General features: G+C 64.7%; 16 protein-coding genes. 9 read left to right on the top strand and 7 right to left on the bottom strand.

All coding sequences use genetic code 11. The features are described 5' to 3' along the window. The first annotated feature begins 67 nt into the window (after nt 1-67). The gene (locus GYA95_RS10510) at nt 68-328 is read left to right on the top strand and encodes a DUF1652 domain-containing protein (RefSeq protein ID WP_043935665.1); all 261 of its coding nucleotides are present in this window, start codon (nt 68-70) and stop codon (nt 326-328) included. Between the two features lie 19 nt (nt 329-347). Here the strand turns inward: GYA95_RS10510 and GYA95_RS10505 are convergent, their stop codons facing one another. The 7 genes from GYA95_RS10505 to GYA95_RS10475 form a co-directional block, all read right to left on the bottom strand. Continuing rightward, nucleotides 348-962, bottom strand: a complete 615-nt coding sequence (locus GYA95_RS10505; RefSeq protein WP_015270517.1) for a Yip1 family protein — start codon at nt 960-962, stop codon at nt 348-350. Between the two features lie 96 nt (nt 963-1,058). Continuing rightward, the gene (locus tag GYA95_RS10500) at nt 1,059-1,346 is read right to left on the bottom strand and encodes a hypothetical protein (protein ID WP_013972780.1); all 288 of its coding nucleotides are present in this window, start codon (nt 1,344-1,346) and stop codon (nt 1,059-1,061) included. A 167-nt stretch (nt 1,347-1,513) separates the two neighbouring features. Then, nucleotides 1,514-2,161 carry a DNA oxidative demethylase AlkB gene (alkB, locus tag GYA95_RS10495; RefSeq protein ID WP_043936173.1) on the bottom strand — a complete coding sequence of 216 codons (648 nt, stop codon included), beginning with the start codon at nt 2,159-2,161 and terminating at the stop codon, nt 1,514-1,516. Nucleotides 2,162-2,325: 164 nt separating this feature from the next. Further along, complete coding sequence (locus tag GYA95_RS10490) at nt 2,326-3,771, bottom strand: curlin-associated protein (protein ID WP_015270515.1); 1,446 nt, start codon at nt 3,769-3,771, stop codon at nt 2,326-2,328. Between the two features lie 16 nt (nt 3,772-3,787). After that, nucleotides 3,788-4,261 (bottom strand): curlin-associated protein, encoded by a 474-nt coding sequence (locus GYA95_RS10485; RefSeq protein ID WP_015270514.1) that lies wholly within the window; start codon nt 4,259-4,261, stop codon nt 3,788-3,790. 15 nt (nt 4,262-4,276) lie between these two features. Then, nucleotides 4,277-6,508: an Ig-like domain-containing protein gene (locus GYA95_RS10480; RefSeq protein WP_015270513.1), complete on the bottom strand. Its 2,232-nt coding sequence runs from the start codon at nt 6,506-6,508 to the stop codon at nt 4,277-4,279. A 32-nt stretch (nt 6,509-6,540) separates the two neighbouring features. Then, nucleotides 6,541-7,869 carry a hypothetical protein gene (locus GYA95_RS10475; RefSeq protein ID WP_015270512.1) on the bottom strand — a complete coding sequence of 443 codons (1,329 nt, stop codon included), beginning with the start codon at nt 7,867-7,869 and terminating at the stop codon, nt 6,541-6,543. A gap of 446 nt (nt 7,870-8,315) precedes the next feature. Here GYA95_RS10475 and GYA95_RS10470 point away from each other — a divergent pair, with 446 nt between their 5' ends. From GYA95_RS10470 to GYA95_RS10435, 8 genes are all read left to right on the top strand, one after another. Next, entirely contained in the window at nt 8,316-9,056 is a 741-nt protein-coding gene (locus tag GYA95_RS10470; protein WP_015270511.1) for a gluconate 2-dehydrogenase subunit 3 family protein, read from the top strand. 3 nt (nt 9,057-9,059) lie between these two features. After that, a complete protein-coding gene (locus tag GYA95_RS10465) occupies nt 9,060-10,844 on the top strand; it encodes a GMC family oxidoreductase (RefSeq protein WP_015270510.1) in 1,785 nt (594 codons plus the stop codon). Nucleotides 10,845-10,856: 12 nt separating this feature from the next. Then, nucleotides 10,857-12,101, top strand: coding sequence for a cytochrome c (locus GYA95_RS10460; protein ID WP_015270509.1), 1,245 nt, complete (start codon nt 10,857-10,859; stop codon nt 12,099-12,101). 272 nt (nt 12,102-12,373) lie between these two features. Continuing rightward, the gene (ptxS, locus tag GYA95_RS10455; RefSeq protein ID WP_013972769.1) at nt 12,374-13,393 is read left to right on the top strand and encodes a transcriptional regulator PtxS; all 1,020 of its coding nucleotides are present in this window, start codon (nt 12,374-12,376) and stop codon (nt 13,391-13,393) included. 67 nt (nt 13,394-13,460) lie between these two features. Beyond that, on the top strand, nt 13,461-14,249 hold the full coding sequence (locus GYA95_RS10450; RefSeq protein ID WP_015270508.1) for a TIM barrel protein: 789 nt from the start codon (nt 13,461-13,463) through the stop codon (nt 14,247-14,249). Then, on the top strand, nt 14,242-15,192 hold the full coding sequence (locus GYA95_RS10445; protein ID WP_015270507.1) for a sugar kinase: 951 nt from the start codon (nt 14,242-14,244) through the stop codon (nt 15,190-15,192). The genes GYA95_RS10450 and GYA95_RS10445 overlap by 8 nt, the downstream gene beginning before the upstream one ends. Nucleotides 15,193-15,249: 57 nt before the next feature. Further along, nucleotides 15,250-16,542, top strand: a complete 1,293-nt coding sequence (locus GYA95_RS10440) for an MFS transporter (protein WP_015270506.1) — start codon at nt 15,250-15,252, stop codon at nt 16,540-16,542. An 11-nt stretch (nt 16,543-16,553) separates the two neighbouring features. Next, the gene (locus GYA95_RS10435) at nt 16,554-17,516 is read left to right on the top strand and encodes a 2-hydroxyacid dehydrogenase (protein ID WP_015270505.1); all 963 of its coding nucleotides are present in this window, start codon (nt 16,554-16,556) and stop codon (nt 17,514-17,516) included. Nucleotides 17,517-17,519 lie beyond the last annotated feature (3 nt).

The following is a 17,519-nucleotide window of genomic DNA, read 5'->3' as shown; positions in this document are numbered from 1 at the left end:
TCAATTGGCACCTCGCCCGACAAAGGCGTACTCACACAACAGGCCATCCCAAAGAGAGGGTCGTACCATGTCGTTGATAGGAGTTTCGATGCTAGAAATGCGGCAGATGATCGAGCAGGCCTGCCTGCCCGACCGTTGCGAAGTCAGCTGCACGGATGGCGCCAACCTGACCATACGCCTGGGTCAGGGCCAGAGCCTTGACGAGGGCGTGACCCTGAGCGGGGTCCCCCTGCAAAGCCTCAACAGTTGCCGTGACCTGGTCAACCTGGTGGGGCAGCTGCACGCGCTGCGTGCCAGCCACCCGGCGACACTCAAGGCGATTGCCTGAGGCGCCTGCCGCGCCCCGGTCAGCCCACGCTGGCCGGGCGCACATATTCCGGCATCAGGCCGTTGAACCAGAACAGGATCATCGCCACCAGGATGGTGACCAGCAGCAGTAACCCCACCCCCCACACGCAGGTCGCGAACAGCATGGCCTGTTCCTTCTTCAGCCGCAGGAAGGTCTGCAATCCGCCATACAGCAACACGCTGGCATACGCCGAGGCAGCCAGCAGTGCCGCCAGCGCCAGCCAGCGGATCGGTAGCAGGCCGACCACCCCGGCAAAGAACCATGGTGTTGCGCAGTAGGCGGCAAAGCCGATGCACTGGTTGAGGCTGGGCTGTGCATCGAAACCGCGCGACATCCAGCGGATCATCGTGCCCATCAACATTACTCCGACGACCGTAGTGGCGTAGAGCAAGCCCGCCAGTTGGGCGGCGCTGGTCATGCTCAGGCGCACCCGTTCCTCGGCCGCCAGGCTCCAGCCGAAGGTGGTCGTGCCGACGAACAGGCACACAGCGGGGATCAGTGCCAGGGCCAACAGGCGCGGCAGATATTGCTGCGGGTGGTCTTCCTCGGCCCGGCGGATTTCCAGCCAGGCGTCGGCGGGGTGAGTGAAGAGCTTGAGCAACGGACTGTTCATTGACGTTCTCCGCGTTCTTCGGCAGGCATGGGCCCTTTTGCTATGGAGACGTGACGCGCCCGGTGGGTTCAGCCGGGTTGATCGCCGTTGATCGTCTTACAGCAGCTCCAGCAGCAGGTTCAGGCCGCCATCACCGCACTTGCCCTGGTCGCGGACCACTCCGTGGTAACTGCGCCCGTCCCAGACGAAGGCCACGCTGTGGGCGCGGTCGACCTTGTCGGGCAGGGGCGGGCAGATGTGCAGGCGCAGGCCGGGGCGGCCTTGCAGGTCGAGGGCGGCGAGTTGGCACTGGCACTCCACGCTTTGCGCCACCGGGCCGAACAGGGTGTCGCGTACGTAATCGAGCTGTAGTGAGGCATTGGGCGCGCGGCAGGGCATTTTCATGGGCGCGCGGCTCCGCTTTGAGAGGGCGGGGAACAGGGCTGGTAGGGCATGGCGGGCTCCAGGCTGAACAGGGCATGGCATATCGTTTGAAGCTTGCCAGGCCAAGATGTTCAACCTGTTTCATGCGCGTTTATCCTGTTTGCGCCGGTTACGGGCCGTTGGCCGCTTCAGCCACCGGCCTTGCGCAAGGTCAGGTTGATCCGCCGTTCACCCAGGCGCGGATGCACGCCGGGCTTGATCGGGAGCACGCCGTGAAAGCGCAGCCGGTCCTCGCCACCCCAGACCAGCACATCGCCATGGCTCAGCGGGATGCGCTGGGTCTTGTCGGTGCGCTGCAGGCCACCGAACAGGAACACCGCCGGCAAGCCCAGCGACACCGACACGATCGGCTGGCCGAAGTCCTGCTCGTCGCGGTCCTGGTGCAGGCTCAGGCGGGTGCCCGGCAGGTAATGGTTGACCAGGCAGGCATCCGGCACGAAACCGTCGAACCCGGCCATGGTCGCAGCGCGGGCGGCCAGTTCGAGCAACACGGGGGGCAGGGCGGGCCAAGGTTTGCCGCTGAGCGGGTCGCAGGGGGTGTAGCGGTAGCCGTGTTCGTCACTGACCCAACCCAGCGTGCCGCAGTTGGTCAGCCCTACCGCCATGCGCAGGCCGCCCGGGGTGTGCATGTGCCGGTACGGCGCGGCACGCAGCACCGGGCGCAGGGCATCGAGCAGGGCCTCGATCTCGGCCAGGGCGAAGCCGGGCAGCAGCACGGTATGGCTGGCCAGGCGTTGCGGCTGGGGGCCGAACAGGTCGAGGTCGGACTGGATCATGGGGCAGGCATCGGTTGGGGTGTGGACCATTGTAATGCGCTTGGCAGGCTTGGCCTATTCGCGGACATGCCCGGGAACAGGCCGGCAAGAAAAGAAGTTCTGACAGTAATAAAAAGGAACCGCGGCACCAGGGAGAGGAGCACCGCGGTTCAAGGGGGAGCGATCTACTGCTGGGTCACAGTGGCCACGTTCGCACTGCCCAGTTGGCTGATGGTCGCGGTCTGCGTCACACCGCTCTGGTCGACATACGCCTTGTTGCCCTGGCCTCCCTGGGTCACGTAGGCAATGTTGTAGCTGTCAACCTGCTTGATGTTGGCTTCGTTGCCGCTACCGTACAGCTGGTTGGTGTAGCTCTGGTTGCTGTAGCCGGACTGGTCCAGGTTGATGACGTTGCCGTTGCCCTGGCTGTTGCCGTAGGCATAGTTGTCGGTGCCACGCTGGTCGGCGATCAGGATGTTGTCGGTGCCGTTCTGTTCGAAGTACAGCTCGTTGTTCATGTCGGCCTGCTTGGTCTCCATTTGGTTGCCGGTGCCTTTCTGGGTCAGCGTAGCCAGCTGGTTGTCACCGTTCTGGGTCAGGTTGACGCCGTTGCCATTGCCATTCTGGTTGATGGTGGCAGTCTGGTTGGTACCGAACTGGCCGCCCATCTTGGCGCCTTTCCAGTTGCTGGCGGTGACGCTGTTGCCAGTGCCCTTGGTGTTGATGGTCAGGTTGAGGTTTTCACCGTTCTGGTAGGTGAAATGCACGTTGTTGCTACCAGTCTGGGTGATGGTGGTGGTCGAGTTGCTGGTCTCGAACTGGTCCGACCAGCTGGCGTTGGCCGTGCCCTGTTGCGACAGGCTGACCTTGTTGTTCATGCCGAAGCTCTGGTCGATATAGCCTTCGTTCATCTGGCCGGACTGGGTCACTGATGCCTGGCTGGCGGTCTGGTTGTCCTGCCACACTTCCACCGAGTTGCCGCCACCGTACTGGCCAATGCCGATGGTGCCGCCGGTGCCGTCGCGCTGGTCGCCATACGCCCAGTTGCCCGTGCCATCCTGGTAGACCTGGATATCACCATCGACGTGGCTCAGGTGCTCGGCGGCGGCGTAGTTTTCCTGGCCGGTCTGGTTGATGCTGCTGCGGTTGTTGCTGCCACCAAAGATCTGCTCGATGAAAGCTTCGTTGCGCTGGCCGGATTGCCAGGAGGTGGCCTTGCTGCCTTCCTGGCTTTCCTGCCATACGGTCGAGGCGTTTTGCGCGCCTTGCTGGGTTTGCAGCGACTGGTTGTCCAAGCCCAGTGACTGGCTGGCGAAGGCATCGTTGTAGCTGCCGCTTGCGTGCTGGGTGACCTGGCTGCCGTTCTCGAACAGCTGGTCGGCGTAGCCTGCGTTGTATTGGCCGTTGGCGCTCTGCTGGATATCGCTGGTGCTATCCGATTGCACCGCCAGGTGGTTGTTGCCCTTGCCGGTCTGGGTCTGGGTAGCCGAAGCGAATGGCGCCAGGGACTGGCTGACTTCAGCGATGTTTTCCTTGCCATCCTGGGTCTGGGACGAGGTGCTGTCAGCAGCCATGGCCTGACCTGCGAGGGCCAGGACGATAGCGGCACTTAACGGAGCGAGCTTGTACATGGGGGTGCCTCCAGGTCTATCGGTATTGGGTTATCTGCACGTGCTGGCCATTGCCGGCCTGGGTCACGGAGCTGTTCAGGCCTGTGCCGGACTGCACGATGCTGGCGCTGTTGTCGTTGCCGATCTGCTCGATGGCCGCACTGTTGCTGCTGCCGGTCTGGCGGATCGACGCGCTGTTGCCATTCCCCTGTTGGCTGATGAGGGCCATCAGGTCACTGCCTTCCTGCAAGATGTACGCTTCCTGCGCGCCACCGGCCTGGACGATGCGGCCCAGCAGGGCCTGGCCGTTCTGGTCGAGGGCGGCGCGGTTGCCCGCGCCTTGCTGCTCGATCACCGCAGCCTGGCCGGCGCTGGCCGGCAGCAGACGGATGATCACCGGTTCGCCGAGGTCGTTGCCGGGTGCGAGGTCGGCATTGTCCAGCAGGTCCTCGGCCCAGCAGGCCTGGCCCACCACGGCCAGGCCGAGCAGCAGGGAGTACAGGCGTCTCATTGCAACCTCCGGCCTTTACTGCACGGTTACGTTGACGGTGCGTGTGGTGCCCTGGCTGGTGGTGATCGTCGCCGTCGGTGCCGCAGTCGGGATGATCGTGGTGCTATTGCTCACCGCCAGGCGCCAGCGGCCGGTCAGCGCCACCGTGGCGGTGCCAAGGGTCTGCACGCCGGTAGTGGTGGTTACCCGCACGGTGACGGTATTGCCGGTGGTGACCGACGAGGTACCGCTGAGGTCCCAGTTGTAACGGTTGTTGGAGCGTGCCGTGACCGTGGCGGTCGTGACCGTGAAGGTTTCGGCGGCGGGCCGTGGCGATACGTTGACGGTGACGGTGCCGGCGTTGGACAGGGCCCCCAGCGAGTCACGAGCCTGGTAGGTGAAGGTAGTGGTGAAGGCCGTGGTCACCGTGGCCGGTGGGGTGTAGGTCACCGTGGTGCCGTCGGTACTGACGGTGCCCCGGCCGGCAGCCGGCTGGGTGACGGCAGCAACGCTCAGCGGTACGTTGCCTTCCGGATCGGTGTCGTTGGCCAGCACGTTGATGGTCAAAGGCACGCCCAGGGTGGCGACCGTTTCCGGGTTGGCGGTCGGGGCCTGGTTGGGCGCCACATTGATGGTGACCGTGGCCGGTTCCGACTTCAGGCCCTTGGCGTCCACTGCCCGGTAGCTGAAAGTGGCCACCACGGGTTGCGTGGCCCCGGCTGGCGGGGTGTAGGTGACCGAGGTGGTGCCGTTCATCACCACGCCGCCAAGACCGGTACCGGGCTGGGTGAGGTCGCTGATGGTAAGCGGTACGTTGCCATCCGGGTCGCTGTCGTTCTGCAGCAGGTTGAGGGTGATCGGGATGCCCACGCTGGTACTGCCGGTATCGGCCTGGGCCAGCGGCGGCTGGTTGGCCGCCTCGACCGGCGCGTTGCCGACCACGACTACCGGTTCGACATCGCTGCCGCCGCGTGCCGACTTCACCGTGATGGTGGCTGGTGGCTGCGGCACGTCGTTGACGGTCAGGCTCTGCAGCGTGCCCGCCTTGGACAGGCGACCGTAGCCTTGGGCGATCAGGTCCGGGACCGCCACTTCGTCACTGGAACTGGCCTCGATCAACAGGCGCTTGTTGGCCCAGTCGTAGCGTGCGGTGCCGACCTTGACCACGTCGGTGAGCTTGCTCGACAGCGCGGTTGGCTGGGTACCGCCGGCGCTGTCGCTGGCGGTGACCACCACCACTGCAGGCGGTGCTTCCTGGCCGAACTGCTGGTGGAAGAACAGCCCGTTGTTGTCGGCGGTGAGGGTGTACTGGCACGGCGAGGGCGGGGTGCCGACCAGGGCAATGCCATTGCGCATGCACAGGCTGGCTGCGCTGGGCGCCTTGGCGAACACTTCCGTACGAGTGCCGGTGGCATTGCGCGAATAGGTGGCGCGTTCCAGGCTGACCGGGGTCTGGGCCCGTTGGTCGAGTACCTTGCCTGAAACAGTGAAGGTGTTGGTCTGGATGGTGCCAGCGGGGCCTTGAATGCGCACGAAATTGGTATTGAAGGGGCTGCCGGTCACCGCCTCGGTGATATTGGGGTCGCCGATGTAGGTTTCGATGGCGCCGGTATCGGGGTTGACCTCGGTGTAAGGCCCGCCAACACCCTTCAGCCAAGGGCCGATCGCCCCCGCCAGCGCTCCCCGGAAGTTGCCTGGTGCGCCAATGCCAATGTCCCGGGTGATGTTGATCGCCCGACGCCCCGCCGTGGTGACGTTGACCGTCTCCACCCCGTAGGGATGGGTGATTGTGTAGGTACCGGTACTTGGAACCGAAGCACGGATGCGGATCCGGGCGAAGCTTTGCTGGTCACCATCGACAGGGTTTTCGGCGGCGAAGGCAGCCTCCACCCCGGCTACATAAACCTCCAGTTCATAGCCGCTGTTGCCGACCTGCGGAATGGCGGTTTCCGCCAGGAACCAGAACATCTCGGGCGGCCAGTTGTCCGGGAACACCAGCGGCAGGGCATCGTCATAGATGCCAGGCTCGGGCAACAAGGTACACATGTAGGCCGGTGCCCCCGGCGCGCCTGGTGCACGCGTACTGGTAGCACGGGACTGGCACAGCTCCAGGGACTGGTCGAGGCTGTCCTTGTACCACATCGGATAGCCACCGGTGGCGAAGGTGTAGGGCCCCGGGTCGACATCGGACAGCGCGGCAAACGCGGCGCTGGTAACGGTAAGGGAGAAACCGGCGGCCAACAGCGCACGGCGCGACCAAGTGTTCATGCTGCCTCCTTGAAGGCTGAGCCTTTGTCTGTTCATGGCACCAGCACCACGTCTTCGGTGTCGCTACCGCCGTTGGTACTGGTGACCTGCACCTTGGCCGGCGGGATCGGCGACAGGCTGGTGCTCAGCGTCTTCACGGCACCTGTGCCGCTCAGGTTGCCGATCAGCGCGCCGTTGCCGGTGTGTGCGGTGAGCACTGGCGGCGTGGTTTCGTCGCTGGTGCTGGCCACCAAGGTCAGCTCGCCGGTGGACAGACGGAACTGGGCCTGGGTGATAACGACCAGGTCGGTCAGCGGTACATTGGCGGTGGTCGGGCTGCTGGCAGGGATCGCCACGCTGTTGTCGGCGGTCAGCGTCAGGATCGTCCCGGCGGCCGGGTCGAGCACCGACTGGGCGTACCAGGCACCGGTACCGTTGGCCTCGGTGAGGTTCAGGTTGGGTGTCTGGCTGGTCAGGGTGACGCTGGCCGGTGGCGGCGGGGCCATCACGAAGATGTCCTGCTGGGCGCGCAGGTCGCCGTTCTCGGTATGCCGCGAGTAGGTACTGCGTTGCGGCATCAGCGGGGTTGGCAGGGTCACTTCGGAAAGCTTGCCCGAAACCGCGAACAGCTCGGTGCGCAGGTCGATGCCGCCGGGGCCTTCGATGCGCACGTAGTTGGTATTGAAGGGGCTGCCGGTCACCCGTTCTTCCAGGTTCGGGTCGCCGATGAAGCGCTCGCTGCCTTCGGTGTAGGGGCCGTTGACACTGCGCAGGAACGGGCCCACATCGCCTTTCAGGGCGCCGGTGAAGTCGCCTGCGCCGGCAATGCCGATGTCGCGGGTCATGTTGATCGCCCGGCGCCCGGGCGCAGGTACGTCGAACACTTCGACGCCATAGGGGTGAGTGACCACGTAGGTGCCGGCGGTTGGCACGTCGACCCGGATACGCACCCGGGCGAAGCTGACCTGGTCGCCGTCGACCGGTTCTTCGGCGGCAAATGCCGCTTCGATCGCGGTGCCGTAGCTGAGGTCGATGCCGCGGGTGGCGTCGACGATGGCGGCATCGGCGGTGAACCAGAACGCTTCGTCAGGGAAGTTGGTGGGGAAGACGATGGGTTGGGTATCGTCGAACACGCCGGGGGTGGGCAGCAGCGTGCACATGTACGAAGGTGCGCCGGGTGCGCCAGGCACACGCGAGCTGACCGCCTTCGTCAGGCACAGGTCGAGGGTACGACCGTGACTGTCCTGGTACCAGGCTGGGAAGCCACCGTTGGCGGGAACATAGGCGCCTGGATCGACAGCGTTCAAGGCAGCCTGCGCCGGGAGTTGGAGCATGCCGGCGAAAATGGCCAATGCCAGCGGGTGGGGTATCGGTCGGTGCATGAGACATTTCCTCCTGCAAACGGGCCCATGGACTTGGGGCGTCTGGCAGGAGATCGGCAATAGGCGTGCCAAGGCAGAAAAAATGTGCTGCAGCCCTTGCAGGGCAAGGGATCCATTTCTCTTGCAAGGGCGATTGCAGGGGGTTGCCGTTGGGCACCGTGTCCCCAAGGTTGGGGACTGGGGCAGGTGGTACCGACCCAATCAATTGCGTGAGCGCGGCCCTGTAGGTGCGGTCTTGCGGCGAATACCCCATGTAGCCAGCCAAGGCTGGCCGGCCGCAAAGCCCGGCCAGCCCTTTGCAATCAAGCCTGAAACCGGTTTCAAAACATTTCTGAACGCGCTAGATTATCCGGCTGTTTTCTTGATGGCCCATCAAGACCACCACCCCCCATATTGAAAATCAGATGGCGCTTTTCAAGGCCGCACACAGCCGATGAGGATTCGCAATGCCTGACCATGCCCCAGACAACCCGCGCAGGGACTTTTTGCGCAAGACCTTGACCTTGATCCCTGTGGTCACCGTGGCCAGCACGGGGCTTGGCGTGGGTGCCAGTCAGCTGCTTGCGGCCCCGCAACACGAGCCCAAAGTGCCGGCCACGCCGCCTGTGGGCGACTACCAGCCGACTTTCTTCACTGCCGAGGAGTGGGCCTTCGTGCAGGCTGCCGTCTCGCGCATCATCCCGGCCGACGAACTTGGCCCTGGCGCACTTGAAGCCGGCGCTGCCGAATTCATCGACCGGCAGATGAACACCCCCTACGCAACTGGCGCGCAGTGGTACATGCAAGGCCCTTTCAAGGCCGACGCCGCGCCCGAACTGGGGTACCAGCTGCAACTCAGCCCGCAACAGATCTACCGCCTGGGCATCGCCGCCGTGGACGGCTGGTGCAAGGCCAATTCCGGGCAAGTTTTTGCTGCGCAAGATAGCGCTACCCGAGACCGCATTCTCAGCAAGATCGAGGCTGGAGAGCTGGTTTTCGACGCCGTGCCAGCCAAGGTGTTCTTCAGCCTGCTGGTGCAGAACACCCGTGAAGGGTTCTTCTGCGACCCGATCCATGGCGGCAACAAAGGCATGGTCGGCTGGACCCAGATCGGCTTCCCCGGCGCCCGCGCCGATTTCATGGATTGGGTCGAGCGCAACGAGCCTTACCCGTTCCCCGCTGTTTCGATCCGTGGCAAGAGGGCCTGAGGCATGACGACCGTGATGAAAAAAGTGGACGCGGTGATCGTGGGCTTCGGCTGGGCCGGCGCGATCATGGCCAAGGAACTGACCGAGGCGGGGCTGCAAGTGCTGGCCCTGGAGCGGGGGCCGATGCAGGACACCTACCCGGAAGGCAGCTACCCGCAGGTGATCGACGAGCTGACCTACAGCGTGCGCAAGAAGCTGTTCGTCGATGTGTCGAAAGAGACCGTCACCATCCGCCACGGCATGAACGACGTGGCGCTGCCCAATCGCCAGCTCGGTGCCTTCCTGCCGGGCAAAGGTGTAGGTGGCGCAGGCCTGCACTGGTCGGGCGTGCACTTCCGGGTAGACCCGATGGAGCTGCGCATGCGCAGCCACTACGAAGAACGCTACGGGCGCAAGTTCATCCCCGAAGACATGACGATCCAGGACTTCGGGGTCAGCTACGAAGAACTGGAACCGCACTTCGACTTTGCCGAAAAGGTATTCGGTACCTCTGGCCAGGCCTGGACCGTCAACGGCCAGGTCGTTGGCGAAGGGAAGGGCGGCAACCCCTATGCGCCAGACCGTTCCAGCCCGTTCCCGCTGCCTTCGCAGAAAAACGTGGTGTCGGCCAGGCTGTTCGAAAAGGCGGCGGCCAGCCTGGGCTACAAGCCCTACAACCTGCCCTCGGCCAACACCTCTGGCTCGTACACCAACCCGTACGGGGCGCAGATGGGGCCATGCAACTTCTGCGGTTTCTGCAGCGGCTACGTGTGCTACATGTACTCCAAGGCCTCGCCCAACGTGAACATCCTGCCGGCGCTGCGCCAGGTGCCGAACTTCGAATTGCGGCCCAACGCCCATGTGCTGCGGGTGAACCTGGACGACAGCAAGCGCAAGGCCACCGGCGTCACCTACATCGACGCCCAGGGGCGGGAAGTGGAGCAGCCGGCGGACCTGGTGATCCTGGCGGCGTTCCAGTTCAACAACGTACGTCTGATGCTGCTGTCCGGCATCGGCAAACCGTACGACCCCATCAGGAACGAAGGCGTGGTCGGGCGTAACTTCGCCTACCAGAACATGGGCACGGTCAAGGCGTTCTTCGACAAGGACACCTACACCAACAACTTCATCGGCGCCGGTGGCAACGGCATCGCCATCGATGACTTCAACGCCGACAACTTCGACCATGGCCCGCACGGCTTCGTCGGTGGCTCGCCGATGTGGGTGAACCAGGCCGGCACACGGCCGATTGCCGGCGGCGCCACCCCGCCTGGCACACCGGCCTGGGGCAGCGCCTGGAAGAAGGCCACCGCCGATTACTACACCCACCAGGTGTCGATGGACGCCCACGGCGCCCACCAGTCCTACCGTGGCAACTACCTGGACCTCGACCCGACCTACCGCGACGCCTACGGCCAGCCACTGCTGCGCATGACCTTCGACTGGCAGGAAAACGACATCAGGATGAACCAGTTCATGGTCGACAAGCTGAGCAAGATCGCCCAGGCGATGAACCCCAAGACCATTGCCGTGCTGGGCAAGAAGGTCAAGGACCACTTCAACACCGCCAGCTACCAGACCACCCACCTGAACGGCGGCGCGATCATGGGCACCGACCCGAAAACCAGTGCGTTGAACCGCTACCTGCAGAGCTGGGACGTGCACAACGTGTTCGTTCCGGGGGCTTCGGCGTTCCCCCAAGGGCTGGGCTACAACCCGACCGGGCTGGTGGCTGCGCTGACCTACTGGTCGGCCCGCGCCATCCGCGAGCAGTACCTGAAAAACCCTGGCCCGCTGGTTCAGGCTTGAGGAGCGATGCGCATGAAGACAATGTTGATCGCAACCCTGCTGGGTGCCAGCGTGGCTGCACAGGCTGCGCCGAATGACGATGCGCAGGTGCGCCAGGGCGAGTACCTGGCCCGCGCCGGCGACTGCGTCGCCTGCCATACCGCCAAGGGCGGCAAGCCGTTCGCCGGTGGGCTGCCGATGGAGACACCGATCGGCACGGTGTACTCCACCAACATCACCCCGGCGGCCAGTGGTATCGGCCAGTACAGCTTCGAAGACTTCGACCGGGCGGTGCGCAAGGGTATCGGCAAGGACGGCAGCACCCTGTATCCCGCCATGCCATATCCGTCTTATGCACGCGTCAGCGAGCAGGACATGCAAGCGCTGTATGCCTACTTCATGAAGGGCGTGGAACCGGTCGAGCAGCCGAACAAGGCCACCGATATCCCTTGGCCGCTGAGCATGCGCTGGCCGCTGGCGGTCTGGCGCGGGTTGTTCGCGCCAGAGGCCAAGCCCTGGCAGGCATCGGCGGCAGCCGACCCGGTGGTCAACCGCGGTGCCTACCTGGTCGAGGGCCTGGGGCACTGTGGTGCGTGCCATACACCGCGGGCGCTGACCATGCAGGAAAAGGCACTGAGCCCACAGGATGGCGAGCAGTTCCTGGCCGGCAGTGCACCGCTGGAAGGCTGGATTGCCAAGAACCTGCGTGGCGACCACAAGGACGGCCTGGGTAGCTGGAGCGAAGAGCAGCTGGTGCAGTTTCTCAAGACTGGCCGTAGCGACCGCAGCGCCGTGTTCGGTGGCATGAGCGACGTGGTCGAGCACAGCATGCAACACATGAGCGACGCCGACCTGACCGCCATCGCCCGCTACCTGAAGACGCTGCCACCGAGCAACCCTGACGACCAGCCGCACGTGTACGACAAACAGGTGGCGGATGCGCTATGGAAGGGTGACGACAGCAAGCCCGGGGCGGCGGTGTACATCGACAATTGCGCGGCCTGCCACCGTACCGATGGCCAGGGCTATACCCGCGTGTTCCCGGCCCTGGCCGGCAACCCGGTGGTGCAGACGGCGGATGCCACATCGCTGATCCACGTGGTATTGGCGGGGGGCACGGTGCCAGCGACGCACGCGGCACCGTCGAACTTCACCATGCCGGCGTTCGGCTGGCGCCTGAGTGACCAGGAGGTTGCCGAGGTGGTGAACTTCATTCGCACCAGTTGGGGTAACCAGGGCAGTGCCGTCACTGCCAGTGACGTGAAATCCCTCCGTTAACTGCATCCCTCTGTCTGCACCCCCAATCCACTGTGGGAGCGGGTTTACCCGCGAATGCGTCGGCACATTCAAAATCGCATTCGCGGGTGAACCCGCTCCCACAGGGTTTTGCATTTACTTTTCTATATTTATCAGTTAGTTAAAGAGCATTCTTATTGCATTTACTATGCATGGATATCGCACTCCCGACCAACGGCATGTTGACGAGCGCGTGCGATTTTGCTGTATTGAAACCGGTTTCATCGCTATCACAACAATCATAAGGACAGCCCATGACCGACGCGCCTGCCCATGCCCGCGAACGGGTCACCATCAGCGAAGTAGCGCGTGTCGCTGGCGTTTCCAAGGCCACCGTCTCCCGTTACATCGGCGGTGACCGCCAGTTGCTCGCCGAAGCCACCGCCAAGCGCCTGGAAGAGGTCATCGAGCGCCTCGGTTACCGCCCCAACCAGATGGCCCGTGGCCTGAAGCGCGGCCAGACGCGCCTGATCGGCATGCTGGTGGCCGATATCCTCAACCCCTATTCAGTGGCCGTGATGCATGGCGTGGAAACTGCCTGCCGCCAGCACGGCTACAGCCTGGTGGTGTGCAACACCAACCGCGACGACGAGCAGGAGCGTCACCATCTTGTGGCCCTGCAGTCCTACAACGTCGAAGGGCTGATCGTGAACACGCTTGGCCATCACCCCGGCGAATTGCTGAACCTGCAGCGCGACATTCCCATGGTGCTGGTCGACCGCCAGTTGCCCGAACTGAATGTCGACCTGGTGGGCCTGGACAATGCCGATGCGGTCGAGCAGGCCCTCGACCACCTGCAAGCTCAAGGCTACCGCGATATCCTGGCGGTAACCGAACCCCTCGATGGCACCAGCTCGCGCCTGGAGCGAGTACAGGCGTTCGGATCCTCGGTCAGCCGTCGGCCCGGCATGCGCCAACAGGTGCTGGAGACCGGCACCGGGCTTGATGAGCAGTTGGCTGCGTTCCTCGCCGGCAACGGCCATGGCCCGCAGGCCATCTTCACCTTCAACGGTGTCGCCACCCTGGCCGTGACCCGGGCCCTGCACGAAGCAGGGCGCAATCTGTTCGTGGACGTCGGGCTGATCGCCCTCGACGACCTCGACTGGTACCCCTTGGTCGGCAGCGGCATCACTGCACTGGCCCAGCCCACCGAGCGAATCGGCGTGGCGGCATTCGAGAGCCTGCTTGGCCGCCTGCGCGGCGACAGCGGGGCAGCCCGGCGCATCGACTTCAAGGCCGAGCTGATCATCCGAGGTTCAACCCAGCCACAGTAATCACAGGCAGGCACCTGCGCGCCTGCTGTCATCAAAAAATGAAACCGGTTTCATAAGGACAAAAACAATGCACTCGAACCCCGTTTCCATCAGCCTCTCCAGCTACGGTGCCGACTTTGTCCGGCAACGTGGCCAGCAGCAGTTCCTTGACCTGCTGGCTGCCGCCGGCGTTACCCGCGTGGAGCTGCGCGAAGAACTGTTCACTCGTGCGCCGGACACTGCAGCGCTGGCTGCAGCCATTGCCGCGCTACGCCTGGAGTGCCTGTACTCCACACCCCTGGAACTGTGGACCGCACAAGGCGAACTTGACCCGCAATTGGCGCAAAAGCTGGAAACTGCCCGCGCCCTTGGCGCGGTCGCGCTCAAGGTTTCCCTGGGCCACTACCATGCGGGCTGTGACGTCGCGGCCTTGACGACGCTGTTGCCGGCGCACGGGCCATTGCTGCTGGTGGAGAACGACCAGACCGCGCAAGGTGGACGGATCGAACCCCTGCAGCAGTTTTTCCAGCGCGCCGACGAGCTCGGGCTGACCCTGGGCATGACCTTCGACATCGGTAACTGGCAGTGGCAGGGCGAGCCTGCCCGGCACGCCGCACGGCAGCTTGGCCGCTGGGTGCGCTATGTGCACTGCAAGGCCGTGCAGCGCCGGGCCGATGGCCGCCTGGTAGCCGTCCCGCCAGAGACTGCGGACCTGCAGGAGTGGGCCGAGCTGATGGCCGAGTTCACCCCCGGCGTGGTGCGTGCTGTCGAGTACCCGCTGGTGAGCGACGATCTGCTGGCGCTGACCCGTGCCCAGGTGCGCGACCTGGCGGCGCTGGGGCAGGGCGTATCGAGTGAGGAGCTGAGCCATGCATGAGCATGACGTGTTGTGTTTCGGCGAGACCATGGCCATGTTCGTCGCCGAGCAGGCCGGCGACCTGGCCAGTGTCGGCCAGTTCGGCAAGCGCATTGCCGGCGCCGACAGCAACGTGGCCATCGGCCTGGCGCGGCTGGGCTTCAAGGTCCGCTGGCTGAGCCGGGTGGGTGACGATTCGCTGGGCCGTTTCGTGCTCGACAGCCTGCGCCGCGAAGGGCTGGACTGCTCCGGCGTCGAGGTGGATGCCAGCTACCCCACCGGCTTCCAGCTCAAGGCCCGCTGCGATGACGGCAGCGATCCGGCGGTGGAGTACTTCCGCCGTGGTTCGGCAGCCAGCCGGCTGTCGCCGGCGCTGCTGCGCCCGGGTTCTCTGCAGGCCCGCCACTTGCACGCCACCGGCATCCCGCCGGCGCTGTCGGACGGCTGCCGGGCGCTGTCGCATGCGTTGATGGACGCCATGCGTGCCGCCGGGCGCAGCATCTCGTTCGACCCCAACCTGCGCCCCTCGCTGTGGCCTGACCAAAGCAGCATGGTGCGCGAAGTCAATGCCCTGGCGGCCAAGGCCGACTGGGTGCTGCCAGGCCTGGAAGAGGGCCGCCTGCTGACCGGGCAGCACACCCCGGCAGACATCGCCGCTTTCTACCTCGACCAAGGGGTGGAACTGGTGGTGATCAAGCTGGGCGACGCCGGTGCCTACTTCCGCAGCGCCAAGGGCGAAGGCCAGGTGGCGCCAGTGCCGGTCAGCCAGGTGGTAGACACCGTTGGCGCCGGCGATGCCTTTGCCGTCGGCGTGCTCAGTGCGCTGCTGGACGGCCACCCGGTAGCCGAGGCAGTGGCGCGTGGCAACTGGTGCGGCAGCCGCGCCGTGCAGTCGCGTGGCGACATGGAAGGGCTGCCGCTGCGCCATGAGCTGCAAGCCCACGACCTGCGCAGAAGCGCCTGAACACTTGACCCGAAACACCTGTTGCAACAAAAACAAAAAGCTCAGGAGAAACGAACCATGCAAAGCCAAAGCCTGGCACCTCGCCGCTGGTGGTACATCATCCCGATCGTGTTCTTCACCTATAGCCTGGCGTACCTGGACCGCGCCAACTACGGGTTCGCCGCCGCTTCCGGCATGGCTGAAGACCTGCATATCACCCCCGCACTGTCTTCGCTGCTGGGGGCACTGTTCTTCCTTGGTTACTTCTTCTTCCAGGTGCCCGGTGCCATCTATGCCGAAAAGCGCAGTGTGAAGAAGCTGATCTTTGTCTGCCTGATACTCTGGGGCGGCCTTGCCACGCTCACCGGCGTGGTCAGCAACGTCTACATGCTGATCGGCATCCGCTTCCTGCTCGGGGTGGTGGAGGCGGCGGTGATGCCGGCCATGCTGGTGTACCTGTGCCACTGGTTCACCCGCGCCGAGCGTTCGCGCGCCAATACCTTCCTGATCCTCGGCAACCCGGTGACCATCCTGTGGATGTCGGTGGTGTCGGGCTACCTGGTCAAGCATTACGACTGGCGCTGGATGTTCATCATCGAAGGCCTGCCCGCCGTCGTCTGGGCGTTCTTCTGGTGGCGCCTGGTGGATGACCGCCCGGCCCAGGTGAACTGGCTGAGCGCGCAGGAAAAGGCCGCCCTTGAGCAGGCGCTGGCTGCCGAGCAGCAAGGTATCAAGCCGGTGAAGAACTACCGCGAGGCGTTCCGCTCGCCGCAGGTGATCATCCTTTCGCTGCAGTACTTCTGCTGGAGCATCGGTGTGTATGGCTTCGTGCTGTGGTTGCCGTCGATCCTCAAGCAGGCGGCCAACCTCGACATCGTGCAGGCCGGCTGGCTGTCGTCGGTACCTTACCTGGCGGCGGTGCTGGGCATGGTCGGTGTGTCGTGGGCGTCCGACCGCTTGCAGAAGCGCAAGCGCTTCGTTTGGCCGCCACTGCTGATCGCCGCCGTTGCGTTCTATGGCTCGTACGCCCTGGGCAGCGAGCACTTCTGGCTGTCGTACGCGTTGCTGGTGGTCGCCGGCGCCTGCATGTACGCACCCTATGGCCCGTTCTTCGCAATCGTGCCCGAGATCCTGCCGGCCAACGTCGCCGGTGGTGCCATGGCACTGATCAACAGCATGGGCGCGCTGGGCTCGTTCGGTGGCTCGTGGCTGGTGGGTTACCTCAATGGCGTCACCGGCGGGCCTGGTGCCTCCTACCTGTTCATGTGCGGTGCGCTGCTGGCCGCAGTGGCGCTTACCGCCGCGCTCAATACTTCCCAGACATCTGGCCGGGCCAAGCGCGGCAACTCGCGTCTGGCCATGAACCATTAGGAACCTGTGCAATGAAGAAGCGAATCGTCCTGTACAAACGCCTGTCCGACGACTTGATGGCACGCCTGCAAGAGCGCGTCGAGGTGACCTGGGTGGATACCTCCCAGCCCGATGGCCTGGCCCGTCTGCGCGATGCCTTGCCGGGTGCGCACGGGCTGCTGGGGGCCAGCCTGCGCCTGGACGCCAGCCTGCTCGACCTGGCGCCACAGCTTGAAGTGGTGTCCAGCGTTTCGGTCGGTGTCGACAACTACGACATCGCCGAACTCAGCCGGCGTGGCGTGATGTTGACCAACACGCCCGACGTGCTGACCGAAACCACCGCCGACACGGGCTTCGCCTTGATCCTGGCCACCGCCAGGCGGGTGGTGGAGCTGGCGAACTGGGTGCGAGACGGGAACTGGCAGGCCAACCTCGGCCCGGCGCATTTCGGCAGTGATGTGCACGGCAAGACGCTGGGCATCGTCGGCATGGGCCGCATCGGCGAGGCCCTGGCCCGGCGCGCCGCGGCCGGCTTTGGCATGCGTGTGCTGTATCACAGTCAGCGTGCAAAGCCAGAGGTGGAGGCGCGCCATGCTGCGCGTCAATGCAGCCTGGACGAGCTGTTGCAGCAGGCGGATTTCGTTTGCCTGACCGTGCCGCTGAGTGCCAGCACCGAAGGCCTGATCGGCGCGCGGGAGCTGGCGCTGATGAAGCCCCAGGCAATCCTGGTGAACATTTCCCGCGGGCGCGTGGTGGATGAGCAAGCGCTTATCGAAGCGTTGCGTGCCCGGCGCATACGCGGCGCCGGCCTGGACGTGTTCGTGCAGGAGCCGCTGTCGGCGCAGTCGCCGTTGTTGCAGCTGGACAACGTGGTGGCGACCCCGCATATCGGCTCGGCGACCGAGGAAACCCGCCAGGCCATGGCGCGCTGTGCGGTGGACAACCTGCTCAGTGCCCTGGCTGGTGAGCGCCCGGCCAACCTGGTGAATGGCTAAAGC

The sequence above is a fragment of the Pseudomonas asiatica genome, assembly GCF_009932335.1.
In the GTDB taxonomy this organism is placed as follows: Bacteria; Pseudomonadota; Gammaproteobacteria; order Pseudomonadales; family Pseudomonadaceae; genus Aquipseudomonas; species Aquipseudomonas asiatica.
The sequence above is the reverse complement of the archived record's forward strand: the minus strand, read 5'-3'. Positions and strand labels throughout refer to the sequence as shown.